This window comes from Comamonas thiooxydans, assembly GCF_000964545.1.
Taxonomy (GTDB): Bacteria; Pseudomonadota; Gammaproteobacteria; order Burkholderiales; family Burkholderiaceae_C; genus Comamonas; species Comamonas thiooxydans.
The window spans coordinates 125,049-150,152 of sequence record NZ_BBVD01000013.1 but is presented as its reverse complement, the minus strand read 5'-3'; the positions used below and the strand labels follow the sequence as shown (position 1 = coordinate 150,152).

General features: G+C 60.5%; 25 protein-coding genes and 2 tRNA genes. 12 read left to right on the top strand and 15 right to left on the bottom strand.

Annotated features, from left to right (window positions below; genetic code table 11):
• Positions 1-143: 143 nt before the first annotated feature.
• The 8 genes from Cth01_RS19515 (at position 144) to Cth01_RS24460 (ending at position 7,831) form a co-directional block, all read left to right on the top strand.
• Positions 144-2,330, top strand: a complete 2,187-nt coding sequence (locus Cth01_RS19515) for a putative bifunctional diguanylate cyclase/phosphodiesterase (protein ID WP_233425233.1) — start codon at positions 144-146, stop codon at positions 2,328-2,330.
• Positions 2,331-2,465: 135 nt separating this feature from the next.
• Positions 2,466-4,019, top strand: coding sequence for a fumarate hydratase (locus tag Cth01_RS19510; protein ID WP_003061052.1), 1,554 nt, complete (start codon positions 2,466-2,468; stop codon positions 4,017-4,019).
• A 135-nt stretch (positions 4,020-4,154) separates the two neighbouring features.
• Positions 4,155-4,655: a GNAT family N-acetyltransferase gene (locus tag Cth01_RS19505; RefSeq protein ID WP_045840135.1), complete on the top strand. Its 501-nt coding sequence runs from the start codon at positions 4,155-4,157 to the stop codon at positions 4,653-4,655.
• Positions 4,656-4,955: 300 nt separating this feature from the next.
• Positions 4,956-5,675, top strand: a complete 720-nt coding sequence (locus Cth01_RS19500; RefSeq protein WP_034360541.1) for a hypothetical protein — start codon at positions 4,956-4,958, stop codon at positions 5,673-5,675.
• Positions 5,676-5,883: 208 nt separating this feature from the next.
• Complete coding sequence (locus Cth01_RS19495) at positions 5,884-6,468, top strand: hypothetical protein (protein ID WP_034360448.1); 585 nt, start codon at positions 5,884-5,886, stop codon at positions 6,466-6,468.
• A 79-nt stretch (positions 6,469-6,547) separates the two neighbouring features.
• Positions 6,548-7,180 carry a DUF938 domain-containing protein gene (locus Cth01_RS19490; RefSeq protein ID WP_034360444.1) on the top strand — a complete coding sequence of 211 codons (633 nt, stop codon included), beginning with the start codon at positions 6,548-6,550 and terminating at the stop codon, positions 7,178-7,180.
• Between the two features lie 11 nt (positions 7,181-7,191).
• On the top strand, positions 7,192-7,713 hold the full coding sequence (locus Cth01_RS19485; RefSeq protein ID WP_034378532.1) for a DUF2199 domain-containing protein: 522 nt from the start codon (positions 7,192-7,194) through the stop codon (positions 7,711-7,713).
• Positions 7,703-7,831 carry a hypothetical protein gene (locus tag Cth01_RS24460; RefSeq protein ID WP_255777528.1) on the top strand — a complete coding sequence of 43 codons (129 nt, stop codon included), beginning with the start codon at positions 7,703-7,705 and terminating at the stop codon, positions 7,829-7,831. Before Cth01_RS19485 ends, Cth01_RS24460 begins: the two co-directional genes overlap by 11 nt.
• A 4-nt stretch (positions 7,832-7,835) precedes the next feature.
• Here the strand turns inward: Cth01_RS24460 and Cth01_RS19480 are convergent, their stop codons facing one another.
• The 8 genes from Cth01_RS19480 to Cth01_RS19445 form a co-directional block, all read right to left on the bottom strand.
• Positions 7,836-8,714: an LOG family protein gene (locus Cth01_RS19480; RefSeq protein WP_034360441.1), complete on the bottom strand. Its 879-nt coding sequence runs from the start codon at positions 8,712-8,714 to the stop codon at positions 7,836-7,838.
• A 217-nt stretch (positions 8,715-8,931) separates the two neighbouring features.
• Positions 8,932-9,309, bottom strand: coding sequence for a fluoride efflux transporter CrcB (crcB, locus tag Cth01_RS19475; protein WP_045840134.1), 378 nt, complete (start codon positions 9,307-9,309; stop codon positions 8,932-8,934).
• 53 nt (positions 9,310-9,362) lie between these two features.
• Entirely contained in the window at positions 9,363-9,791 is a 429-nt protein-coding gene (gene mnhG, locus Cth01_RS19470) for a monovalent cation/H(+) antiporter subunit G (RefSeq protein WP_045840133.1), read from the bottom strand.
• Complete coding sequence (locus tag Cth01_RS19465; protein WP_003057255.1) at positions 9,788-10,066, bottom strand: K+/H+ antiporter subunit F; 279 nt, start codon at positions 10,064-10,066, stop codon at positions 9,788-9,790. The genes mnhG and Cth01_RS19465 overlap by 4 nt, the downstream gene beginning before the upstream one ends.
• Positions 10,063-10,563 carry a Na+/H+ antiporter subunit E gene (locus tag Cth01_RS19460; RefSeq protein ID WP_034360432.1) on the bottom strand — a complete coding sequence of 167 codons (501 nt, stop codon included), beginning with the start codon at positions 10,561-10,563 and terminating at the stop codon, positions 10,063-10,065. The genes Cth01_RS19465 and Cth01_RS19460 overlap by 4 nt, the downstream gene beginning before the upstream one ends.
• A complete protein-coding gene (locus Cth01_RS19455) occupies positions 10,560-12,392 on the bottom strand; it encodes a monovalent cation/H+ antiporter subunit D (protein ID WP_034407379.1) in 1,833 nt (610 codons plus the stop codon). Before Cth01_RS19455 ends, Cth01_RS19460 begins: the two co-directional genes overlap by 4 nt.
• Positions 12,389-12,754, bottom strand: coding sequence for a Na+/H+ antiporter subunit C (locus tag Cth01_RS19450; RefSeq protein ID WP_003061035.1), 366 nt, complete (start codon positions 12,752-12,754; stop codon positions 12,389-12,391). Before Cth01_RS19450 ends, Cth01_RS19455 begins: the two co-directional genes overlap by 4 nt.
• Positions 12,754-15,729: a monovalent cation/H+ antiporter subunit A gene (locus Cth01_RS19445; RefSeq protein WP_045840132.1), complete on the bottom strand. Its 2,976-nt coding sequence runs from the start codon at positions 15,727-15,729 to the stop codon at positions 12,754-12,756. Before Cth01_RS19445 ends, Cth01_RS19450 begins: the two co-directional genes overlap by 1 nt.
• Positions 15,730-15,953: 224 nt before the next feature.
• Here Cth01_RS19445 and Cth01_RS19440 point away from each other — a divergent pair, with 224 nt between their 5' ends.
• The 4 genes from Cth01_RS19440 to murI all read left to right on the top strand — a co-directional run bounded on the left by Cth01_RS19440 (position 15,954) and on the right by murI (position 18,672).
• The gene (locus Cth01_RS19440; protein ID WP_045840131.1) at positions 15,954-16,418 is read left to right on the top strand and encodes a GNAT family N-acetyltransferase; all 465 of its coding nucleotides are present in this window, start codon (positions 15,954-15,956) and stop codon (positions 16,416-16,418) included.
• A 49-nt stretch (positions 16,419-16,467) separates the two neighbouring features.
• The gene (locus Cth01_RS19435; RefSeq protein WP_045840130.1) at positions 16,468-17,058 is read left to right on the top strand and encodes a hypothetical protein; all 591 of its coding nucleotides are present in this window, start codon (positions 16,468-16,470) and stop codon (positions 17,056-17,058) included.
• A gap of 29 nt (positions 17,059-17,087) precedes the next feature.
• Complete coding sequence (locus Cth01_RS19430) at positions 17,088-17,690, top strand: hypothetical protein (RefSeq protein ID WP_233425232.1); 603 nt, start codon at positions 17,088-17,090, stop codon at positions 17,688-17,690.
• 85 nt (positions 17,691-17,775) lie between these two features.
• Positions 17,776-18,672 (top strand): glutamate racemase, encoded by an 897-nt coding sequence (murI, locus tag Cth01_RS19425; RefSeq protein WP_045840129.1) that lies wholly within the window; start codon positions 17,776-17,778, stop codon positions 18,670-18,672.
• 9 nt (positions 18,673-18,681) lie between these two features.
• Here murI and Cth01_RS19420 read toward each other — a convergent pair whose 3' ends face one another.
• The 7 genes from Cth01_RS19420 to Cth01_RS19390 form a co-directional block, all read right to left on the bottom strand.
• Positions 18,682-19,299: a M48 metallopeptidase family protein gene (locus Cth01_RS19420; protein WP_034360414.1), complete on the bottom strand. Its 618-nt coding sequence runs from the start codon at positions 19,297-19,299 to the stop codon at positions 18,682-18,684.
• A gap of 74 nt (positions 19,300-19,373) precedes the next feature.
• Positions 19,374-20,003 carry a DUF6806 family protein gene (locus Cth01_RS19415; RefSeq protein ID WP_003061017.1) on the bottom strand — a complete coding sequence of 210 codons (630 nt, stop codon included), beginning with the start codon at positions 20,001-20,003 and terminating at the stop codon, positions 19,374-19,376.
• Between the two features lie 226 nt (positions 20,004-20,229).
• A tRNA-Leu gene (locus tag Cth01_RS19410) sits at positions 20,230-20,318 on the bottom strand.
• 99 nt (positions 20,319-20,417) lie between these two features.
• Positions 20,418-20,493: transfer RNA gene (locus Cth01_RS19405), tRNA-Gly, on the bottom strand.
• 98 nt (positions 20,494-20,591) lie between these two features.
• A complete protein-coding gene (locus Cth01_RS19400) occupies positions 20,592-22,214 on the bottom strand; it encodes a FadD3 family acyl-CoA ligase (protein ID WP_045840128.1) in 1,623 nt (540 codons plus the stop codon).
• A 3-nt stretch (positions 22,215-22,217) separates the two neighbouring features.
• Positions 22,218-23,285, bottom strand: a complete 1,068-nt coding sequence (locus tag Cth01_RS19395) for a ferredoxin--NADP reductase (RefSeq protein ID WP_012837543.1) — start codon at positions 23,283-23,285, stop codon at positions 22,218-22,220.
• An 82-nt stretch (positions 23,286-23,367) separates the two neighbouring features.
• A complete protein-coding gene (locus tag Cth01_RS19390) occupies positions 23,368-25,104 on the bottom strand; it encodes an FAD-binding protein (protein ID WP_045840127.1) in 1,737 nt (578 codons plus the stop codon).

The following is a 25,104-nucleotide window of genomic DNA, read 5'->3' as shown; positions in this document are numbered from 1 at the left end:
CAACCGGTCCATGCTAGCTCAGCCCGGCAGGCGGCAAGCACAATCGAGGCAACACCCCTGCGCCGGCAAGGCCAGAAATACATAGTTACATTAAATCAATGTCGGACAAAGAATCCGACCGGCCTTGCTGGCCCGCCACATCAATGTTCACTGACCTTTCCACCCCCATCGCCACCACCGTCATGACATCAAGCTACAGCACGATGATGGTGTGTGTCTCCATCGTCATCGCGGTATTTGCCTCTTTTGTGACGCTGGGTCTGGCCCGTCGCATGCGCATGGCCTCGGGCAGAATCGGACGCATCTGGTGGGCCATCGGCGCCATGGTGATGGGCACGGGGGTCTGGGCCATGCACTTCATCGGCATGCAGGCGTTTGAGCTGCCCATCACCCTGGGCTACAGCGGTGCTCTGACGCTGGCATCCTGGGTCGCGGCAGTCGCGGCATCGGCATTGGCCTTTGGAATGGCAACCAGGGCCGAATACCGCTGGCCTCATTTTCTGGGCGCCTCGCTGCTCATGGGCGGCGGCATCTGCGCCATGCACTATCTGGGCATGCTAGCCATCGAGATGTCCATCCCGATTGCCTGGGACTGGCCGCTGGTGGCGGCCTCCGCTCTGATCGCTGTACTGGCCTCGGCCACGGCGCTGACTCTGTTTCGTGCACTTTTTTCGCTCTCCGGCAAGCGGCTGTGGCTGTTCCAGACATTGGCGGCACTGGTCATGGGCTTTGCCATCTGCGGCATGCATTACACCGGGATGTCGGCGGCCAGCTTTGCCAGCGGCTCGGTCTGCCTGAGCGCGGAAGCCCTGAACGGCCCCGAGCTCACCACCATCATCATCATCACCACGGTCATGCTGCTGATTGCGGCGATGTTCAGCACCTTGCTCGATGCGCGCCTGCAAAGCACAGCCTTCAAGCTCAATCAATCGCTGCAGGAAACCAATGCCAAGCTGCAACTAGCCAATACCGAGCTGCGCCAGCGCGCCTTTGCCGATCCGCTGACCAATCTGCCCAACCGGCTGCTGTTCGAAGACCGCCTCATCCATGCCCTGCTGCGCCTGGAGCGCGCCAACCGCTCACGAATCAAGGAGCGGCTGGGAATCTTGTTTGTAGATCTGGACGGATTCAAGCCCATCAATGACTCCTTTGGCCACGCCGCAGGCGATCAGATCCTCATCAGCGCGGCCGAGCGCCTCATGGCGGAAGCCCGCAGCAGCGATACCGTGGCCCGCGTGGGCGGGGATGAGTTCCTGGTGCTGCTGGAGGACACCCAGGACGTGGCCGCCTGCATGGCGGTGGCCAATCGCATTCTCAAGGCGCTTAGTCAGCCCTTTCGCCTAGGCAACAAGGAGCTGCAGATCACCTGCTCCATCGGCATCGTGGCCTTTCCCGACCATGGTGACCGCGACCACCTGATCGCCAATGCCGACGCCGCCATGTACGCAGCCAAACGCAATGGCGGCAACGGTTTTGCAGTGTTCGAGCCGCATATGGGCAGCGATGCCTCCGAGCAGCTGGAGCTGCAAAACGACCTGCGCCATGCCATTCAGCGCGGTCAGATGGAGCTGCATTACCAGCCCAAGATCGATAGCGAGCGCGGCAACATCATCGGGGTCGAGGCGCTGCTGCGCTGGGCTCACCCCGAACGCGGCATGATTGCCCCGGACATCTTCATTCCCCTGGCCGAGCGCTTCGGCATCATCAACAGCCTGGGCAACTGGGTGATCGAAGAAGCCTGCCGCCAGCTGGCCCTGTGGCGCGATATGGGACTGCAGATGCGGGTGGCGATCAATCTTTCCGTGCACCAGCTGCGCGAAAGCGGCCTGGCAGATCGCATCACCCAGACGCTGCTGCGCCACGACGTACAGGCCAGCCAACTGCTCTGCGAGATCACCGAATCCGTGGCCATGGAAGACACCCAGGCCACGCAGCGCGCAATCGAGGAATTGCGCGACATCGGCATCTTTCTCTCTATCGACGACTTTGGCACCGGCTACTCCAGCCTCAACTACCTGCGTCAGTTGCCCGCGCAGCAGCTGAAGATCGACCGCAGCTTCATCCGCGACCTGGAAACCGAGGAAGATGCCCGCGCCGTGGTCCATGCCGTCGTGCGCCTGGCCCATGCCCTGGGCCTGCGCGTGGTGGCCGAGGGGGTGGAAACTGCGGGTCAGCGGGACATCCTGATCGACATGCAATGCGATGAGCTTCAGGGCTACTTCTACGCGCGCCCCATGTCGGCGGACAGCCTGCTGGCCTGGGCAAGAGGCGATCGCCGAGGTGGTCAGGCCGATTTCTCGGCCTCCATCCTCGGCGCACTGACCGGCTGAACGCCGCACAGCACCCACCAGTCATATATAAGACTGGTGGGTTATGGCTGCAAAAATTGTCGTCTGGACCGATAATTGATGGGTTTACCGTGCGCGCCCCACGCGTACAGATTGCAACCCCCGAGAAGCTTCACGATGACCACCTCCATCCGCCAGCAGGACCTGATCGATTCGATCGCAGGTGCCCTCCAGTACATCAGTTACTACCACACGCCGGATTTCATCCAGCATCTGGCCCGCGCCTATGAACGCGAGCAAAGCCCTGCGGCCAAGGATGCGATGGCGCAGATCCTGACCAACTCCAAGATGGCGGCCACCGGCCAGCGCCCCATCTGCCAGGACACCGGCATCGTCAACGTGTTCCTGAAAGTGGGCATGGACGTCAAGTGGGAAGGCTTCACCATGGGGCTGGAAGACGCCATCAATGAAGGCGTACGCCGTGGCTACAACCACCCCGACAACACGCTGCGCGCCTCCGTCGTGGCCGACCCCCAGTTCAAGCGCAAGAACACCAAGGACAACACCCCCGCCGTGATCAATGTGCAGATCGTGCCCGGCGACAAGGTGGACGTAACCGTGGCCGCCAAGGGCGGCGGCTCCGAGAACAAGTCCAAGATGATCATGATGAACCCCAGCGACAACATCGTGGACTGGGTTCTGAAGACCGTCCCCACCATGGGCGCAGGCTGGTGCCCGCCCGGCATGCTGGGCATTGGCATCGGCGGCACGGCTGAAAAGGCCGTCCTGCTGGCCAAGGAAAGCCTGATGGAAGACCTCAACATGTACGAGCTGCAGCAAAAAGCTGCCAGCGGTGCAGAGCTCGACGACGTGGAAAAGCTGCGCCTGGAACTGTTCGAAAAGATCAACGCCCTGGGCATCGGTGCCCAAGGCCTGGGCGGCCTGACCACTGTGCTGGACGTCAAGATCAACATGTACCCCACGCACGCGGCCTCCAAGCCCGTGGCCATGATTCCCAACTGCGCCGCCACGCGCCACGCCCACTTCGTGATGGATGGATCAGGCCCCGTGCACCTGGATGCCCCCTCGCTGGACACCTGGCCCAAGATCGACTGGCACCCCGACTACAACAAGTCCAAGAAGGTCGATTTGAACAATCTGACCAAGGAAGAAGTGGCCAGCTGGAAACCCGGCGACACACTGCTGCTCAACGGCAAGATGCTGACCGGCCGCGACGCTGCCCACAAGCGCATCCAGGACATGCTGGCCAAGGGCGAGAAACTGCCTGTGGACTTCACCAACCGCGTGATCTACTACGTAGGCCCCGTGGACCCCGTGCGCGACGAAGTGGTCGGCCCTGCAGGCCCCACCACGGCCACCCGCATGGACAAGTTCACCGACATGATGCTGTCGCAGACCGGTCTGATCTCGATGATCGGCAAGTCCGAGCGCGGCCCCGTCGCCATCGAGGCCATCAAGAAGCACAAGAGTGCCTATCTGATGGCCGTGGGCGGCGCCGCCTACCTGGTCTCCAAGGCCATCAAGCAAGCCAAGGTCGTTGGCTTCGAAGACCTGGGCATGGAAGCCATCTATGAATTCGACGTGGTCGACATGCCTGTCACCGTGGCCGTGGATGCCGGCGGCACCAGCGCCCACATCACCGGCCCCGCCATCTGGAAGGAAAAGATCGCGACCGGGGAATTCAAGGGCATTGAAGTGGCCGGTGTGTAATCACCCAGCAGGCCCCGCCATAAAGAACCGCCTTCGGGCGGTTTTTTCGTCCCGAAGCTTAAAGAAAGCAGTTGAAATAGGCTGATGGGCCGAATTGGCCTTTTCCCGAGATTTTTCGAAACCCCAATCCAACGCATGCATATCCGAGCAGAACTCCCCACCGATGCCAAGGCCATCGAGCAAGTGACGATCCAGGCCTTCAAGGACGCACCGCATACCGATCACACCGAGCAATTCATCGTGCGTGAGTTGCGCGCAGCCGGGGCGCTTGCCCTGTCCCTGGTCGCAGAGATTGACGAGCAAATCGTCGGGCATGTCGCCATCTCTCCCGTCACCATCAGTGACGGCAGCCTGCACTGGTTTGGCCTGGGCCCCATCTCCGTCATTCCCCAAAGACAGCGACAGGGTATCGGCAGTGCACTCATGCAGGCAGCCATCGGCGCTCTGCAAGCGCAGTCTGCGCGGGGATGCGTGCTGCTTGGCGATCCGGACTACTACCGGCGCTTTGGTTTCCGGACGGTGCCGGGCCTGGTGCTGCCAGGAGTGCCTGCCGAGTACTTTCAGGCCCTGACTTTCGAAGGCCTGCCGCCGCAAGGCGAGGTGAGTTATCACAGGGCCTTCAACGCCCGGGACTGAGCCTGCCGGTTTTGAAAGTCTGTCGGCTCGGCGGCGAGGCGGCATCCACACTCGGCCATCGGCGCAGCACCGATGACAAAGCCGATGTGCTGGCCAAGCCGACATGGGGTACACAGCCGCCATCAGCAAGCAAAGCTTTCGGGGTTCACGGCAACGCGATGCCTAGTCTTCGTCGAAATCAGGGCTTCTTGGTAAATACGAGACACAGATACCAAGCATGCTAATTAAGATATGCGACAGAGTGGGTATTTGTCTGACGCCGTCCAGAATGATTTGCATCGCAAGCACAAGGAGTTCAGCATGAGCCATGTCGCAGCAAAGATGGTGACCGGTGCGCTGGTGGCGCTCTCGGGCTTTGCTTCCGCACAGACTCAGCAGCCATCGGCTGCGCCCAAACCGCTGCCCTCCCCTGCGACTCAGGTATTGGTCCCCCAGGGGGTCTATGCGCAGATCGACACCAGACTGGGGCAGGAGGCGCTTCGCTTGCTGTCGCAGGGTACGCCTCAGCAGCAGCAAGCCGTGCTCGAGCGCATACGCGCCGCGCCCGAGCGCTTTCAACCGCCCGTGTTCTATGTGCTGTCGCAAACACTGTTCAAGGCAGGTCTGCGGGACGAGGCTGCCTTCTGGTTCTACGCCGGCCAGCTGCGTGCCCGCTTCGACGCCAATCGCTGCGCCGACGTCACTGCCAGACAAGCGGTCGATGTGATGAATCAGAGCTATGGAGCCCCCATCAACCGCCATCTGTTTCAGGATCTGGACAAGGCTCAGGAGTTGATCGCCAAGGTTGTGGACTGGGATCGCCGCACACCCCACGCCTACGACCCGCACTGGATCAATCTGCACGGGATGCAGGCGGTGCAGGCCTCCCGGGACCCGCAACTGGCCGCCAGGCTGACGATGGAATCGCTGAGCCTGCCAGCCGCGCAGTGGCCTAGCCTGGCCGAGCAGACGCGCACCAAGTATCTACAGGGCTATCAGGAAGCCATCAGCCAGCTCAAAGCCGAATCAAAATCCAAGTGAACGATCGCTTCCGGCCCGCCGAAATCAAAGTCAAAGGTTCTATATCCCTTATGTAGAAATCGCTTGCGGCTACTCTTTTTGAATAATCTTCCGGCAAAACTCCACGCAATCTTGATGGCAGCCCCTATTGGCGCATGCCCTGTTTGCTCTACGATGACTCAGACCTCTGCACCCTGGGCCACTGCAATGCCACTCAAAAGGAGTCCTCATGCACAAGATTTTTGCGCTGTTGACGACCACCGCCCTCGTCGCCTTGCTGACCGCCTGCCTGGTACCTGAGCGCTTCTCCGCCAGCGTGGAAGTGCAGGCCGATGGCAGCTACAGCTACCGCTTTGACGGCACGGTGGTGAATGCCCTGGCCGTGATGAAGCTTAGAAAACAAGGTGTGCTGAGCGAGAAAGATCACCAGGAGCTGGCGGCGCAAGCGCAGCAACTGAGCCGCGAACCCGAGGTCAGGAAAGCCGTCTACAAAGGCAATGCTCGCTATGCGCTGGAAATTGCCGGCCAGCGAAAGCCCGGTGAAGGCCTGCAACTGCTGGACATGTTCACCGTGCAGACCGACAGAAACGGCGTGATGACGATTGCCGCCAAACCGCTCAAGGACAAGGAAAAGAGAGACTTCGCGCAACTGGGCATCACCATGAACGGCAGCCTGAAGGTCAGCCTGCCCGGCAATGCCGAGGTACTCTCGCAAAACGCCAGCTCCACGCCCACGCTGGGCCTGGGCGCGTACAGCTGGAAAATCGGCAGCCTGAACGTACGACCCGAGATCAGGCTGCGCTTAAAACCGTGAAGGCTGTCGCAGTGCTCGGACTTGGCATTTCGGGAGAAGATGCCTGCACGATTTCCCGTGTCTGCCCGCCAAGACCCTTATGACCCCAAACCTTCCATCGACAGCCCTGCAACTGCCTTTTTCCCAGGCCTGCGAAAACAATCAGGCCGCTATTCTCGAAGTGCTGAAGTCCGCTTTTCAGCACAGCCGGCATGTGCTGGAAATAGGCTCCGGCACCGGGCAGCACAGCGTGTACTTCGCACCGCGCCTGCCGCAGCTGGTCTGGCAGACCAGCGACCTGGCCGACAGTCATGCAGGCATCCAGGCCTGGCACGCCGCCCATGGAGCACCCAATCTGCGTGCTCCGCTAGAGTTCGACCTGGCAGCCGATGCCTGGCCCGCAACCACGGATCCATCAGGCTTTGATGCCGTCTTTACCAGCAACACCTGCCATATCGTGGCCTGGCCGCTGGTGCAGCGCATGTTTGATCTGGTGGGCTCGCACTTGCTCGAAGGAGGCGTGTTTGCCATCTATGGCCCGTTCAACTACGGCGGCCACTTCACCAGCGACAGCAACCGCGCCTTCGACGCCTGGCTGCGCCAGCGTGATGCGCGCAGCGGCCTGCGCGATTTTGAAGCCATCGTGGCCCTGGCCGGTCAGCACGGCCTGCAGCTTGAACTCGATCAGGCCATGCCGGCCAATAACCGCACGCTGGTCTTTCGCAAACGCTGAACTCTTACACCATGGCCGCCATCTTTGCCTACCAATGCAGCAAATGCGATCAGATTCACGAAGGATCGCCAAGCTTTGCTTTCGATGCCCCTGCACCCTACCGACGCCTGAGCGAGCAAGAACGCGAGGAATGGGCCGAGCTGAGCGACGAGCTCTGCGTCATCGCCCACCCCGAAGGCACGCAATACTATGTGCGCGCCCTTCTGGAAGTGCCGATCCATGGCCTGGACGAGCCCTTTCTCTGGGGCATCTGGGTGTCGGCCAGCGAAGCCAGTTTTCAGCGCTATCTGGACTCCTTCGACAAACCTCCCGAAGACCCGATTTTCTTTGGCTGGCTGTCCAATCTGATTGCCGTCTACCCCACGCAAAAATCACGCCCGGCCGATGTGCATATCCAGGCCGACGGCACACGCCCGCGCGTGGTGCTGCACCGCTGCGATGAGGAAAGCGATGCGCTGGTCGTCGATCAGCATGAAGGCATTTCGATCGCGCGTGCCCAGCAACTGGCCGAGCAATCGCTGCATGGCATTTAAGCCAAACATGGCCCAAGCGCTGGCTCATCAAGAGCTATCTTCATGCATTGATGGGCAACAAAAAACCGCCAGAGGAAAATCTTCTGGCGGTTTCTGGCCGTTTGGTGATCAGGCGTGACTGCTTATCCGTTGCTCCAGCCAGTCTGGTAGAACTGCTGGATGAAAGACCAGGCCTCGGCCGGATCGTCAGTGTAGCGGAACAGGTTCAGATCCTTGGCGGAAATGGTGCCCTCTTCCACCAGCACGTCGAAGTTCAGCACCCGCTTCCAGAACTCCGTGCCGAACAGGATCACGGGCACGGGCTTGCTCTTGTGGGTCTGCACCAGCGTCAGCACTTCAAACAGCTCGTCCATGGTGCCGAAGCCGCCAGGAAAGGCCACCAGCGCCTTGGCGCGCATCATGAAATGCATTTTGCGCAGTGCAAAGTAGTGGAACTTGAAACTCAGCCCCGGCGTGATGTAGGGGTTGCCATGCTGTTCATGCGGCAGATAGATGTTCAGCCCCACATTGGGAGCACCCGCATCATGCGCGCCGCGGTTGGCCGCCTCCATGATGCCGGGGCCACCGCCCGTGCAGATGTAGAAGCGCTCGCTGGGCGCCTGCTTCATGCCTTCGGTCGCCACGATGCGCGCAAAGGCGCGTGCCGCCTCATAGCGCTCGGCATTGCGCATGCCGCGTTCGGCCAGCGCCATGCGCTGGGTATCGCCGCTGGCCTTGGCTTGCGCAAGCTGCTCGCGCGCCTGCTCCATATCCACAAAGCGTGCGCTGCCGTAGACAACCACAGTGTGCTCGATGCCGCGCTCGATCTGGGTCAGATCTGGCTTGAGCATTTCCAGCTGCATGCGGATGCCACGGGTTTCGCGGCGGAACATGAACTCCGGATCGGCGAATGCAAGGCGGTTGGATTGAGGTTCCAGCTCTTTGCCGTTATGGGCCTGGTTGTGCAGCTCGGCCCAGGCATTGGCCAGATCGGTATCGGACAGGGGTGAAGAAATTTGCATGGACCCTCGGTTCTTAGAATGCTGAGCAGCACGGACTACAGCCATCCCTAAAGATTTCGTAGCGCTGACCGCCCATCCGTCAAGTACTTCAAGCTCAAATGCACCTGTAGTGCAGATGATGCTTGCACTATACGCTCACAAAGCTATAGCTCTGGAGAGTATTTCGCCTCTAAACGCTGAAGCAGTTTGCCGCAATAGTGGCAAATGGTCTGCCAGCTTAACGGCTGAACCCGATGCTCCAGCTGAGCATACCCATGTAGGTCATGAACAGAGAGCCGACCAGATGCACACAGGCCCAGCCCAGGGCTGCGGCCAGGCGCTGCTGCTGCAGCAGGCCGATGACCTCGGCCGAGTAGCTGGAAAACGTAGTCAAAGCACCGAGAAAGCCGGTGATGATGGCCAGTTTCCAGACCGGATCCAGCTGGGGCATGGCCTGAAACAGCGCGATGAAGACGCCGATCAGATAGCCGCCGATCAGATTGGCGGCAAGAGTGCCCCAGGGCATGCTGGCTCCGGCACTCAGCCACAGTCCCAGCCCCCAGCGCGACAGGGCGCCCAGGCAGGCACCGATGCAGATGGCAACAATATTGAGCATGGCTGCCAATCTAGCGCAAGACTGCGGCCCTGAAAGGCTTGGGCGGCAGGATTTCAGGCTTTATGCGCCGCAGGCTTTTCATCGGCCTCGGCGGCCTCTTCCTCGTCCAGGGGTTCGTTGCGCACCAGGTTGCTGAGCGTGGGCGGTACGCTCTCTCCTGCCCGCCGCGAGCGAAACAGCGCAGCGCGCATGAGGAAGATGGTGGTGATGGGCACGGTCACGGCAATGAAGATGGCAATCAGCACCGAGTGCATGACAAAGCCCTGGCCGCTGACGGAAAAGTAGATCCAGGTGGCATGCATGATGAGCCAGCAGCCCATGGTGGCGATGATGGAGGGCGCGTGCACGCGCTCGAAATAGCTTTTGAGCCGCAGCAAGCCCACGGAGCCCATGAGAGCAATCAGCGAACCACCGAAGACCAGGGCCGCCACCAGAATCTGGGCCCACAGCGGCAGATCCACGCCAATGACCTCGGTACTCATTCGATCACCTCGCCGCGCAACAGGAACTTGGCCATGGCCGTGGAGCCGACGCAGCCGAACAGAGCCACCAGCAAGGCTGCCTCGAAATAGTTGGTGCTGTCATACAGAATGCCCATGACCAGCATGGCCAGCATGCCGTTGAGATACATGCAGTCCAGCGCCAGCACGCGATCCTGCGCATGCGGCCCCTTGAGCAGGCGCAGCACCGAGCAACCCATGGCCGCCAGCAGCATGACCAGAGATGCCATCAGCACCCAATAAAACCAGGGGTTCATTCAAAAATCTCCATCAGCAGGCTCTCGTAGCGGGACTTCACAAAGTCGGCCATCTGCTTGGCATCCTCCACCTCCAGCGCATGCAGCAGCAGCATGGAGCGGTCACGCGAAATTTCGGCCCAGGAAGTGCCGGGCGTCAGGCAGACGATCATGGCCAGTACTGCCAGCCCGTTGGGATCGCGCAGCTCGAGCGGAATATGGACAAAGGCCGCCGGGTGCTTGCGCATGCGCGGCAGCAGCAGAAAACGCACCACATTGAAGTTGGAGACCGAGGTGTCGCAGACCACACGGAATGCCAGCTTAAGAATGCTCAGCGGATGGCTGACCCGCACCGGCAAGGGGCGCAGGCCGCGCAGCAGCACGGGAATCAGCAGGCCCAGGATCAGGCCCAGCAAGATCTGGCCGGCACTGACCGAGCGGTTGAGCAGCAGCCACAGCACCAGCAGAGCTACCGACAGCAGCGGTGCCGGGAAGATGGATTTCATGATGTTCTTCATGGGCGGCCCTCCTCTTTCTGAGCCGAGGCGGCGGTCTGGGTAGCGGCATCCTGCGCAGCTTCGCTTTCATCGCCGATACCGGGGACGGGCTCCGCCTGCATTTCCAGCGCGGCAGCACGTGCCGCCGCCTCGGGACCCGCAGCCTCCTGAGCCTTCTTCTCCTTGGGCGCAGGTACCGGAGCAAGACCCAGGACGGTACGCACATAGACATCGGGCGAATGCAGGGCATTGGCCGCTCGCTGGGTATAGCGCATCACATCATCAGCCTTGACCGTCAACACCACACAGCACAGCAGCAGTGCAACGATGGGCAGGCCTTCCGCCACCTTGAGTGATGGCGCGCTCTGCTCCGGATTGGCCCAGAAATGTCGGATACCGGCGCGCGTGAGTGCCACCAACGCCATCAGACCGGTGATGATGAGCAGGGCCACCATGCTCCAGCCCAGCGGACCGGCCTTCACACCACTGGATGTCCCCATGCCCAGCGGATTGAGCAGGCTGGTCAGCATGGCGAATTTGCCGAGAAAGCCGGCCAGAGGCGGCAGGCCCGAGATCAGCAAGGTGCAGGCCATGAAGCTCAGACCCAGAAAAGCCGCCGCTGCCGGGAAGGCCCGACCGATCATGAGCTCTTCATCATCGTCGAGATTGAAGCCTTCGGTGGGCAACAGCTCTGCATTGAGGAATGGCGCTTCATCGTCCTCATAGGGCTCGCCCGCGTCATCATCCACGCGCCAGCGGTCCACCACATCGGCGATCAGGAATAGGGCCGCAACTGCCAGCGTGGAGCCCGGCAGGTAATACAGCAGGCCGGCTGTCAGCAGATTCTGGCCAAAACCCGTCGCGGCCAGCAGGGTACCGGACGAAAGAATGGCGGCGAAGCCCGCCAGATGGGTCAACCGTTGCGAGCCCAGCATGCCTATCGCACCAAAGGCCATGGTCAGCATGCCGCCCACGATCAGCCAGGTACTGCCAAACAGGGCCGATGCCCCGGCTTCCGAGCTGAACAGCAAGGTCCACAGGCGCAAGATGACATAGACACCCACCTTGGTCATGAGCGCAAACAAGGCTCCCACCGGCGCAGTCGCCGCACTGTAGCCAGGAACCAGCCAGAAATTCAGCGGCCACAGCGCCGCCTTGATCAAAAATGCCGTTCCCAGCACACCCGCTGCCGCATGCAGCAGGCCGCGGTCAGCGTCCTGCACCTGCGGAATGGCGCGGGCCAGATCGGCCATATTGAGCGTTCCGGTAATGCCGTAGAGCATGGAGACGCCGATCAGGAACAGCGAAGACGCTGCCAGATTGATGGCGATATAGTGAAGGCCGGCCTGAATGCGCGTGCTGCCGGAACCATGCAGCAGCAAACCGTAAGAGGCTGCCAGCATGATCTCGAAGAACACGAACAGATTGAACAGATCGGCCGTGATGAAGGCACCGCTGAGCCCCATCAGCTGCAGCTGGAACAAGGGGTGGAAATGCACCCCGGCCTTGTGCCAGCGCGCAGCGGAAAACACCAGCGCCGCCAGTGCCACCACATAGGTGACCAGCAGCATCAGAGCAGTCAGCCTGTCCAGCGCCAGCGCGATGCCAAAGGGCGCCGGCCAGTTGCCGGGCATATAGACCGACATGGTGACGGCAGAGCCCGCCTGGTTGGTCCAGCCCAGCAGCATGACCACGATCACCAGACTGATCGTGGTGGACAGGATGTTCATGCCCAGCTTCAGGCGCTGACGCTCTTCACGCAAAAACAGCATCAGCGCTGCCGTCAGCATGGGCAGCATGATGGGAGCCAGCATCAGGTGCGGCATCAAACGCTCGGTCCACCCGGTCATAGCATTTCCTGTTCGGTACGCGAGTGCACGCCATCCACATGGTCGTTTCCAGAAGCGCCGCGCGATGCCAGCAGCACGACCAGGAACAGCGCCGTCATGGCAAAGCCGATGACGATGGCAGTCAGCACCAGGGCCTGAGGCATGGGGTCTGCATAGTGCGACAAATCGGTCGGCACACCGTTTTGCAGCACCGGCACCTTGTTGATCGACAGGCCCTGGCGCCCCATGGAGAAGATGAACAGATTGACGGCATAGGACAGCAGCGCCAGCCCCATGATGACCTGGTAGCTACGCGGGCGCAGCAACAACCAGACGCCCGAGCCGGTGAGCACACCGATGGCAATGGCCAAAACGATTTCCATTACATACCTCCCCTTGCCAGTGCTGCAGCTGTGGCTGCCTGCACCTCGGCCTCGGCCTTTTTGGCCTCTTGTTCCTGCTCTTCCAGCAAGCGTGCATGGAAGCGGTGTCCGCGCACCGATTGGTGGGCTATCGCCGTCAGGATCAGCATGGTGGAGCCCACCACCAGCGCAAACACCCCGATATCGAAGAAGGTGGCGCTGGCGAGATGCACATGTCCCACCAACGGCAGCGAAAAGTCAAAGCTGTGGCTGGTCAGGAAGGGGTAGCCAACGGCCACCGAGCCCAGGCCTGTGCCCAGCGCAAAAAGCAGACCTGCGGCAATCCAGCGACGTGGATACAGCGGCAGATGCGCCTCCACCCAATGCGTGCCCGAGATGATGTATTGCATCAGCAAGGCGACCGAAAACACCAGCCCGGCCACAAACCCGCCGCCAGGCTGGTTATGGCCGCGCACAAAGATATAGGCAGCCACCAGCGTCGCAAACGGCAGCAGCAATCGCACCAGCACGGCTGGCACCATCAGGTAGCCCACGGCTGTATCGCTGGCATTGCGCGGGTTGAGCAGGTCGGTCTGCAAATCGCCAGGCACATAACGCTGCTGCTCCGGGATGTCCATGGCCTCGCGTGCCGGACGGAAGCGGCGCAGCAGCGCATAGATGACGATGGCCACAATGCCCAGCACCACGATTTCGCCAAAGGTGTCAAAGCCGCGGAAGTCCACCAGCATCACATTGACCACATTGGTGCCGCCACCGCCGCCCAGCGCGTTTTCGAGGAAAAAGGTGGAGGTGCTTTCATAGAAAGGCCGGCTCATCATGGCAAACGCCAGCCAGGCCATACCGCCACCAGCAATCAGCGACAGCACCAGATCGCGCAGGCGGCGTGCCTTCGCCCTGGCATCGGCGTTATCGGCCGTGCGCATATTCTTGTCCCGCTTGGGCAGCCAGCGCAGCCCCAGCAGGATCAGCACCGTGGTGGCGACTTCCACCACCAGTTGAGTCAGAGCCAGATCGGGAGCCGAGAACCAGAGGAAGGTCAGCACCGTGCACAGGCCCGTGCCGCCGAGCATGATCAATGCAGTCATCCGGTGGTACTTGGCTTTCCAGGCCGTGCCCAGCGCACACAGGCAGCCAATCGCCCAGAGCAGGACAAAAGCCGAAGACACGGGCAAAGTGCCGCGATTGCCCAGCTTCATGCCCCATAGCCACATTGGCAATGCTGCTGCCACCAGAGCAACGCAGACCAGCCACAGCATCTGCCACTGCAGGCGGCGCGTGGACAGATTGCGGCGCCCCGCCCGGCCCAGCCAGGTGATGCGAGCCAGCAGACTCTCAAAAATCCTGCGACCGCTGACACGGCCCAGCACGGGCGTCGTATCAAAGTGTCCGACCGTGCGCTGCCAGCGCAGCATGGTGTAGAGCAAGATACCGCCAGCCAGCGCCACCAGGCTCATGATCAGCGGCATATTCCAGCCATGCCAGATGGCCAGGCTGTACTGCGGCAAGTCACCGCCTACGACTGGAGTTGCAGCGACAGCCAGAAAACCGCCCACTGCCCAGGCCGGGAAGATGCCGACGATCAGGCAAGCCAGCACGAGCAGCTCCACCGGTACACGCATCCAGTGCGGCGGCTCGTGCGGCTCGTGAGGGAGATCGTTTGCCTGGGGCCCAAAAAAGACATCGAACGTAAAGCGCAGCGAATAGGCCACGCTGAACATGCCCGCCACGGTCGCAACCACGGGCAGCACAGTCTTGACCCAGGGTGCTGCATCCAGATAGACGGTCTCGGCAAAGAACATTTCCTTGGAGATGAAGCCGTTGAGCAAGGGCACGCCGGCCATGGCGGCACTGGCCACACAGGCCAGCGTGGCCGTGATCGGCATCATGAAGCGCAGGCCCGAGAGACGCCTGATGTCACGCGTGCCGCTTTCATGGTCCACGATGCCAGCAGCCATGAACAGCGAAGCCTTGAAGGTCGCATGGTTCATGATGTGAAACACCGCCGCCACGGCGGCCAGCTTGCTGTTCAGGCCCAGCAGCAAGGTAATAAGACCCAGGTGTGAAATCGTCGAATACGCGAGCAAACCCTTGAGATCATGCTGGAACATCGCGCAATAGCCGCCAATCAGCAGCGTCATGGCACCGGCTCCACCGACCAACCAGAACCATGCATCGGTGTCTGCCAGCACCGGCCACAGCCGTGCCAGCAGAAACACACCGGCCTTGACCATGGTGGCCGAGTGCAGATAGGCCGACACGGGCGTGGGAGCCGCCATGGCGTTTGGCAGCCAGAACTGAAATGGAAATTGAGCACTCTTCGTTAGCGCACCAAGCAAAATCAGCACCAATGCCAACAGATAGAGGTGACTATCGCGAATCTGCTGCCCTGCAGCCAGAACATTGTCGAGGTCATAGCTGCCCACGATATGACCCAGCACCAGCATGCCCACCAGCATGGCCAGCCCGCCCGTTCCCGTGACCGTCAAAGCCATGCGTGCGCCCCGGCGCGCATCCTTGCGGTGATACCAGTAGCCGATCAGCAGGAACGAAAAAAGACTGGTCAGTTCCCAGAAAAATACCAGCTGAATGATGTTTCCCGAGAGCACCACCCCCGCCATGGCCCCCATGAAGGCCAGAAAAAACGAGAAAAAGCGCGGTACAGGATCAGTGGGCGACATGTAGTAGCGCGCGTAAAGCACCACCAGCGCACCAATGCCGAAGACCAGCATGGAGAACAGCCAGGCGAACCCGTCCATGCGGATCACCAGATTCAGCCCCAGCGCCGGCAGCCAGGAAATCTCCTGCCTGAGCACCGCTCCATCGGCCATTTCCGGGAACAGCATCCCTACCTGAATTGCGCATATCAGCGCAATGACACCCGCGAGTGTTGATTCAGTATTGCGCGCATTCGCAGGCAATAAAGCAGCCAAAAGGCTGCCTGCAAAAGGTAGGAGGATGAGGTATATCAAGGGCATGGGCGGATCATTCTAGAGGTTGACGTTATTTTTTCCGCTATAAAAACCTGAGCATTTCACAGACTTTAGACCACAGTTCACCTTTAGTTGATGACAGAAAATCCATCAAAACAGCGGGTTGCATGCAGATAAAGAAGTGCTTCCACAGCCGCCCTTGCGCGCGGCACCGGTGTCATACATCTGCTGCAAACCATTTTTGCCAAACTCAATCAATCTGCCAACCCATGCATGTACGCAGCTATCGCCCCGGAGATGAAGTCGCGCTATGGCAGGTGTTTCACGATGCTGTTCATCAGCTGGCAGTGAATCACTACAGCCAGGTGCAGCTTGACGCCTGGGCGCCACAACATCCCGACTGGATGGAGTGGCGCCAGCGCATCCAGGCACTCAAGCCTTTTGTCGCTATCTGCACCAATGACTCACCCATGGGTTATGCCGATCTGCAGGCCAATGGCTATATCGACCACTTTTTTGTAGCCCCGCAATATGCGCGCCAGGGCGTGGGCCGATTGCTGCTTGCACATATCGAACAAGCAGCACGGCAAAACGGCCTGTCTGAGCTGACCGCCGATGTCAGTCTCAATGCCCAGGCTTTCTTCGCTCATTTCGGCTTTGAGCTACAGCGCCAGCAAATCCCCGTCGTACGTGGCATTGCCCTGAGCAACGCGCGTATGCGAAAAACTCTTTGAACCTGGCTCAGATCAAACTACCGGCAGCACCCCAACCGATGCAACAAGCATGAACTGGCTCTGGAAACCTGAAACATCCAATCCACAGAAATGGCTGATCGTCGCTTTCATGGCGGTGATGGTGGGCGCACTCGCCCCCATTTTCTGGCGCAGCTTCATACCCGATGCGCATTGGCAGCTGATCGCGCTGTATCTGGCGCTGGCACTTACGGCAGCCGCCGGCATCTGGCTGCTGCGACTCCATAGGCTGGGACTTTGGCAACCGGCAGGCCCCTGGCTCAGCTACGGCCCCATCAAGCGCTGGCTGATGGCCTTGCTATGCACCGCTTTCATGGCTTTCATGCTCTGGCTCAACCTGGCAGCCACCCTGCCCATGGCCTATACGGCGGTCCTGGGAAGCAATACCAGCATGCAGACCATTGCCGAGAAAAAACGGGGCACAGGCCGCCATGCCTGCCGCCATCAGCTCAAGCTGCCCGAAGTCGACTACCTGTTTTTCGAGTTCTGCATTGATGAAGATGGCTACGACAGCCTGCCATCTGCCCCATTGCCCGCCTCGCTGTCCATGCGCGAAAGCTACTTCGGCAGACTTGTGGACAGCATTCGTCTGGCGGCCCCACAGCAAAAAGATGAGCACTGATCGCTGTGCCACAATAAAAAAACATCTGATTGACTACTGAAACTACCAGTAAACAAGAGCTTTCAGCTCCTTTTTTATCTTTTCAAGCCGCCATGCAAATTCTTCTGCCGCCACTGATGCTGATTTCCGGAATGGGCTTTGTACTCAGTGCAATCACACATTTGGCAGCATTTGCAGGGCAGATCGATGCACTTGAAACACACTTACCTCAAGATATCCTGGAGACATTCACAAGCGCCATGACCATCGGGATTTTTGCCGTCTGGATGCCTGCGGCACTGATTGCTCAGCGCATCAACAACGGCAATCGCCTGCAGTTTTCCTGGAAGAAGGTGCTCGCAGGCTGCCCCTCCTGGATGCGCAACACTGCCTATGCGGTCTTCATTTACGCTTTTGCCAACTTTTTTCTCGGCATTGCGGGCGGCATGGCGGAGCAGCAGCACGGCTTGCGCGTGTTCTCGGGCCACTGGATGATCTTCTACGGCATGGCATTTTGCATCTTCTTCTCGAGCTGGAACCTGCCTTCCATGCTCAAGACCCGCCACTGCCCGGCCGGGCATGAAGTCGGTCATGGTGATAATTTCTGCCCGGTCTGCGGCTTGCCTGCAGCCCAGGACAGCCCGAATCCCTGATAAACCATAGCCCTGGAGGCGCCGCCAGCACCCAAAGCGGCGCATACTGACGGCCGCACCATCGCCTCCACCTACCTCTTGCACCATGCCCACTCCTCACTCCCCCATCGGTATTTTTGATAGCGGTGTGGGCGGCCTCAGCGTGCTGCAGGCACTGCGCCATGAGCTGCCGCACGAGCAGTTTGTCTATCTGGCCGACAGTGGCAATGCACCCTATGGCGATGCACGCGGCGATGCGTTTGTGCAGGAGCGCAGCCTGGCCATTGCGAAATACCTGCTGGAGCAGCACGACATCAAGATTCTGGTGATTGCCTGCAATACCGCCACCGCTGCGGCCGTGGAACTGTTGCGCGAACGCCTGCCGCAACTGCCCGTCATTGGCGTGGAACCGGCGATCAAACCTGCCTCTTTTTCCAGCCAGACCCATCATGTGGGCGTGATGGCCACCCGGGGCACCATCTCCAGCCAGCGTGTGGCACGCCTGGTGTCGGAGCATGGCCAACGCGCCGAGTTTCACCTCCAAGCCTGCGACGGCCTGGCCAGGGCGATCGAGCAAAGCACGGAGCAAGCATTGCCCGAGGATGCAAGCGCCACGGAGATCAGAGCGCTGTGCGCAAAGTACACAAGCGCTTTGGGGGGTTTCGGCCTTAAGACAGGACAGATGGATACGCTGGTGCTGGGCTGTACCCACTATGTGTTCGTCAAGGACGATTTGCGTGCCCTGCTGGGGCCCGATATCCAGTTCCTGGACACGGGGGCCCCCGTGGCACGCCAGACCCGGCGCATGCTGGAGCAGCGCAATCTGCTGGGAGCCGAGACCGATGGATCATTGCAGCTGGCCCAGGCCGAGCAAATTCAGCTCATGACAACCGGCCGCCTGACGGCCATGCAAGCCGCGGCCCAGCGCTGGCTGGATCTGCCCGCAGGCTGCAGCCTGGCCGTCAACGTGTGCTCGCCAAGCGCAGTGCCCACCCCCGTCTGATCTGCGCCATCAGCTCCAGAGCAGCTCGCCGCCCTGATCCAGATAACTGAGATAAAAACGCACATCGAACTCCAACTGATGGTAATCAGGCTCCATATGCGTGCATAACTGATAGAAAGCCTTGTCGTGATCCATGATGCGGATATGCGCGAGCTCATGCACGCAAATCATGCGCAAAAAGGCATCTGGCGCCTGCTTGAACATGGCCGCCACATGAATCTCGTGCCGGGCATTGAGCCTGCCGCCATGCGCAATCGCGCGCCGCGTATGCAGACCCAGGGCATTGCGCACCACATGAATCTTGCTGTCGTAGGCCACCTTGTGCAACTGCCCTGCATTGCGCAGATATTGCGCCTTGAGCGCATCGACATAGTCATAGAGCGTCCTGTCCGTGCGAACCGCGTGGGCCTGCGGATATTTGCGCAGCAGCCAGTCACCGGCCCTGCCTGCAAGCAGCCAGTCGCGCACCTGATTCTGCAGCGATGGCGCGTAGCCCGAGAGATAGGGCAATGCCAGAGGTATGGATGCATTCACCCCTTCTTCGCCCATGCTGGCGCGCGCAGCCCTGTCCTTGCGCAGCTGCTGGGTAACGGCTCCTGAATACTTGGGGGTAGGAATGGGCTTCATGACAAAAGACAAGCCCTCCGCCACAGTCTCGGGACTGCAGCACAGAGGGCTTTGACAGCGGATGATCGAAGGAATCAATGCAGATGGCGCGGGCGGCGATTGCCGCCATGACCGGAGGCCGAGCCCCCCGATCCACCACGCGGCGGCTTGCCCAGCTCCAGCGAGCTGACCAGGGCTTCGAAGCGCTGCGAGAACAGCTTGTCGATCTCCTGCACCACTCCGCCGAGCTCTGCGCCGTCAAAGTGACGCTCCATCATGTTGATGACATCCTGCACCAGCAGATCGCGCTGCACCTGCATGATGGCTGCGGGATTGGGGCCGACAAACAGCATCAGGAAGTCATCGCGGCTCTGGGCCTCCGCAGGAGCCTCTTCCTCGTCGAACTCGGTGTCGTAGAAGGTCACTTCGATCGGCGAGCCCTGCTCGGCCAGCTCGTTGAGCCCCATGCACATATCGTCCAGGGACTGACGAAAATCATCGTCACCACGCACGGTCCAGCACATCTGCAGCAGGTGCTCCTTGGCGTCGAACTGAATGCCGGGCTCTTCTTCATAGAGACTTCCCTCGCCGTCGGTCAATGAGCGCGCGCCAGCATAGGCCCACAAGGGACGCAATGCATCTTGCAGCTGCTCATACGTAACATCAGCACGGAGCAGAACCTGTCCGTGGACATGAATTTCAAAAGCAGCGTTGTAACTAGACATCTTTTTTCTCTGGGAGTGCAGGCCTCGTCAGCATGACAGAACTGCAAGCCATATTGCATCGAAGCCAGGACTTTTCCAAGCGCCTTGGCCAAGCCTGACGCCCACAGCCCTACGGCATCGCAGTGGCTGAATTTTCCCACCTTCAGCAAGACTGCGGGCAGCAACGGCTACTCAAGTCACAAATAAAAAAAGCCCGCTACACAAGATATAGCAGGCTTTTCAATTCTGGTGCCCCGAACCGGAATCGAACCGGTACGCTTCGTTAAAAGCGGCAGATTTTAAGTCTGCAGTGTCTACCAATTTCACCATCGGGGCCCACTTCACAACCGGCGCAGGGCGCCAGCGAGAAGTATTGCATCAGCCATGCGACCAAAGCAATAAAAAAGGGAAGCTTTTGCTTCCCTTTTCAAAATCTGGAGCGGGAAAACGGGTTCGAACCGTCGACCTATACCTTGGCAAGGTATCGCTCTACCAACTGAGCTATTCCCGCATTTCTGCAAAGCCGTTCGCCTTACAGAGCAGACTTGAATTATAGCCACGATTTTGAGCCGATTTCCGAAAACCGCGTGGCTTTTTCAGATGCCCTGTTCAGGCCGGCTGTGAAGCAGGCGCGAGCCGGCTCTTGACGATCTGCAGCAGATCACGCTTTTGCACCTTGTTGGAGGCATTGACGGGCAGGCCATCGAGCTGCAAAACAAAGCGCGGAACCTTGTAGTTGGCCATATTGGCGCGGCACCAGGCGATGAAGGCATCCTGGTCCAGTGCCACGCCGTTGCATGTCACCACGCAGGCACAGCCTACCTCGCCCATGCGCTCGTCGGCCACCCCGACCACGGCAACCTGTGCCACCTCGGGGTGGTTGGACAGTATGCGCTCGATTTCTGCGGGGTAGCAGTTGAAGCCGCCCACGATGAACATATCCTTGAGGCGGTCGGTAATACGCAGGTAGCCGCGCTCGTCAAGCACTCCCACATCGCCTGTATGCAACCAGCCATCGGCATCAATGGTTTCTGCCGTGGCCTTTTCATCCTCGAAGTAGCCCTGCATGATGTGATAGCCGCGCAGCAGCACCTCCCCCGCTTCGCCCGGAGCAACAGGCTGTCCTTGCTCGTCCACACAGCGCACCTCGGTCCCGGGCAGGGCCTTGCCACAGGTATTGGCCACGGTTTCCACATTGTCGGAGGGCTCGCAGAGCGTGGCACAACCGCCGCACTCCGTCAGGCCGTAGGCCGTGGTGACATTCATGATGCCCAGCTCCTCACGCATGCGCTTGATGAGAATGGGAGGTACTGTGGAAGCACCGGTCACGGAGGACTTCAGCGAACTCAGATCGAAATTCTTGAGCCCCGGATGCGCCAGCATGGACAGGAACAAGGTAGGCGGCCCGGGCAGGAAGCTGATACGGTCGCTCTCGATGCGATGCAAGATGGCTTGCGCATCAAATACCTGCTCGGGATAGACGGTGGAGCCCTGCAGCAAGGCTGCCACCCAGCCGGCCTTGTAGCCAAAGGTGTGAAAGAACGGATTGACGATCAGGTATCGGCTGCCTTCGGTCAAACCCACCACATCCGACCAGGCCTTGAAAGCCAGGATCGTCGGGCGGTGCGCGCACATCACTCCCTTGGGGCGTCCCGTGGTGCCGGAAGTGAACATCAGATCGGCCGTATCGTCGGGTTTGATCCGGGCTTCACGCTGCTGCTGGGCTTCGGCAGTCGTGCCATCGGCCCTGGCCATGAACTGCGCCCAGTTCATATCTGCGCTGGGTAGCACCTTGCCACCGAGTACCACCACCTGCTGCAGTGTGACAGGACGCAGGCCGTTCAGCAGATCCGGGTAGTAGTTGTTCAGGAAGTCGCCCACGCACACCAGCACCCTGGCACGGCTGCGTTCGAGAATATCGGCAGCCTCGGCGCCCTTCATGCGGGTGTTCAAGGGCACCAGTACGCCGCCCGCAGCATGCACACCGCAGGCGGCAACGATCCACTCGCTGAGATTCGGTGCCCACAGAGCCACACGGTCGCCGGCCTGCACGCCCAGGCTCATCAAGGCACGTGCGGCCAGGCGGCTCAGCTGCTGCAGCTGGGCATAGCTGATGGACTTGCCGTTTTCGACAATCGCCGCGCGACCGGCAAAGCGGCTGACCACGTCAGCCAGCATGCCGGGCAAGGTCAGCGAAGACTCGGGCATCGCGTTCTGGTTGGTATTCGACATAAGTTACTCCGGAAATTTGACGCGCAGCTTTTCGCTGGTGGGCACGGATTGACAGGCCAGCGTCCACTTCTTGGACAGATCCTTGGCATCCAGCACTTCGTTGTGTCGCAGATGTACGCTGCCGTCCTGCACCTGGCACATGCAGGATGCGCACATGCCGGCCTGGCAGGAGTAGGGCACATTGATGCCGGCGCGCAGTCCGGCCTCCAGAATGGTCTCCGTGCCACTGCAGTTGAATTCGTATTCCTCGCCGTCCAGACGCAGCTGCACCAGGGCCTGGTCGACAGCAGCCTCCACGGGAGCAGTTGCCTCCTGCATCAGTTGCAGAGTCTCCTCGTCAGGCAGAGAGACAAAGCGCTCCACATGTACCTGCTCGGCAGGCATGCCGGCCTCGATCATCGCGGCCTGTGCGGCATCCATGAAGGGGCCCGGCCCGCAGATAAAGGCCTGGCCAGCATCGGCCACCCAGGGCGTGGCCCAGGCTGCGAGCTGCTTCTGCGAAGGCGCGCCTTGCACAGAGTCCAGCCAGTGAATGACCTGCAGGCGATCTGGGTACTCGGCCGCCAGCTGCTGCAGGTCCTTCTTGAAGATCACCGAGCGCTCATCGCGGTTGGCATAGAACAGCACCACATTGCCCTGATGCTGCTTGAGTACGGTGCGCAAGATGGAGAACACCGGTGTGATTCCGCTGCCACCGGCCAGCAGCAAAAAGTTCTGAGACAGATTCCGGGGCGAGAACAGGCCCGAGGGAGGCATCAGCTCGATGGAATCACCCACCTGAACCCTGTCGCAAACCCAGTTGGAGCCTCGTCCCTTGTCGACGCGCTTGACAGTCACCCGCAAGGCATCGTCGAGCATCGGGGCACTGGACATGGAGTAGCAGCGAGGCACATAGCGGCCCTCGATAGGCAGTCGCAGAGTTAGAAACTGGCCGGGACGATAGCTGAATTGCTCAGCCAGAGCCTCTGGCACCTCAAACACAATTGACTTGGTATCGTGCGTCTCGTCAATCACCGCGCGCACGCGCAGCGGGTGATACCGCGATGCGGTTGTTGTGGCTTCACTGCTCATTTCTTCTTACCCCTTACTCACTCACTCTTTTGTGCAACCTTGCACTGGCGCCCCGGCACAAGATCGTCCCCAATCCACGGGGTCAGGAACTGACGCTCTCCACAGCGCTTGCCCGCGGACACACTGCCTGGGCAGCAGGGGACTCGTCCCCTTCCAGTGCAGCCGCCTTGCCCGCTCGACGGCCCGAGAACACGCAGTCGGCCAGGGACAAGCCGCTCACATAACGCGAGGAAGCCACACCAATGGCGGTGCGCCCCGCGGCATACAGCCCGGGAATGTCATAGCCGGCACCGTCAATCACTGCACCGTTGTCCTCGTTGACCTTGAGACCCCCCAGGCTCAGGACGGCCAGCGGGAACATCTTCTGGCTGATGGAGATATCGATGGCAAACAGCGAGCCGCCCTTGAACTCATGACGCATGTCCTGGGACTTGCCCAACGGGTCTTCGGTCTCACCGCGTGCAGCGGCATTGGCGCGATCGAACTGGAGCTGCAGCACTGTTGCATCCATGCGAAGCTTTTTGGCCAGGTCGGCGACAGATTTGCCCTTGATCGCGACCTTGTACATCAGCGCCAGCGCGGGCATGGACTGGAAGGCCCACAAACCGCCAAACAGGCACTGCCACGCAGCCTGCCTGCGCAGCTTGCTATCAATGATGAGCCAAGCCTGTCCCCCCTGCTTTTCCATCATCTCGTAGCCGAGCTTGGCACCGTAGACCTGTTCATTGCAGAAGCGCTCGCCTTTGGTGTTGACCACCAGACCCTTGGGCCAGACCGAGGGTGGGGTGATGAAGCGCCAGGCCGAAATATTGTTCAGGTCCTGAGCGATCCCTCCCACGGATTGCCCGAGGCGCAGACCAGAGCCATCGCAGCCCGCAGCACCGGTCAGCCAGCCGGGCTTGTAAGCCGGCGCATGCCTCTCCAGCAACTCCGAATTGAAGATATAGCCGCCAGTGGACAGCACCACACCTTTGCGAGCACGGATGTAGCGCTTCTCGCCGATCTCGCTTTCGATCTGCGCAGCCTCACGACGCCCCGCCTGGGCACGTGGTGCCTGATACAAACGCCACTTGGCCACCAGCTCATCGAGCTTCTTGTGGCGCTCGGTACGTGGATCGCCTTCGGGCAACACCATCACCTCCACGCCCAATACACGGCCACTGTCCTTCTCGCGCACCAGGCGCTGAACGCGGGCCTGCGTCAATGTGCGGGCTCCGTGCGCCAATGTGGATTTTTGCAGCGCGGCAAAGAACGTCGCTCCCGACTGCCCCTTGGCCACCACGCGATGACCGCGCGGTGCAGGCTTCTTGACCAGTTGCGGGTTGCCGTAGGCGGGCACCACTTCGTTGCCCGAGTAGTACAGATACATGCCATCGGTCGGATAGGAGGTCTTGTACGCAGGCATGGTCGACGCAAAGGTAGCGCCCTGCTTTTCCAGCCAATTCAGGTTGGCCACGCTGTCGCGGCTGAAACGAGCCAGTGTCTCGTCACTGACCACACCATTGACCTCATGCTTGAGGTAGGCAGTCATGGCTTCGGGTGAGTCCTCGAAGCCCGCCTCCTTCTGGTACCTGGTACCGCCACCGGCATAGACCACCCCACCCGACAGCACACTGGCACCACCGCCACTGAAGCGATCGATCACCAGAACTTCGGCCCCCTGCTCGCGCGCCTCAATCGCTGCACTGGCACCTGCGCCTCCCCAGCCGACCACCACCACATCGCTTGCATCGGACCACTGAACCTCATCGGCCGACCCCACATCCAAGACTGCACCCACAGGATTGATGGTGCTGACATGCTTTTTGAAATTGGACAT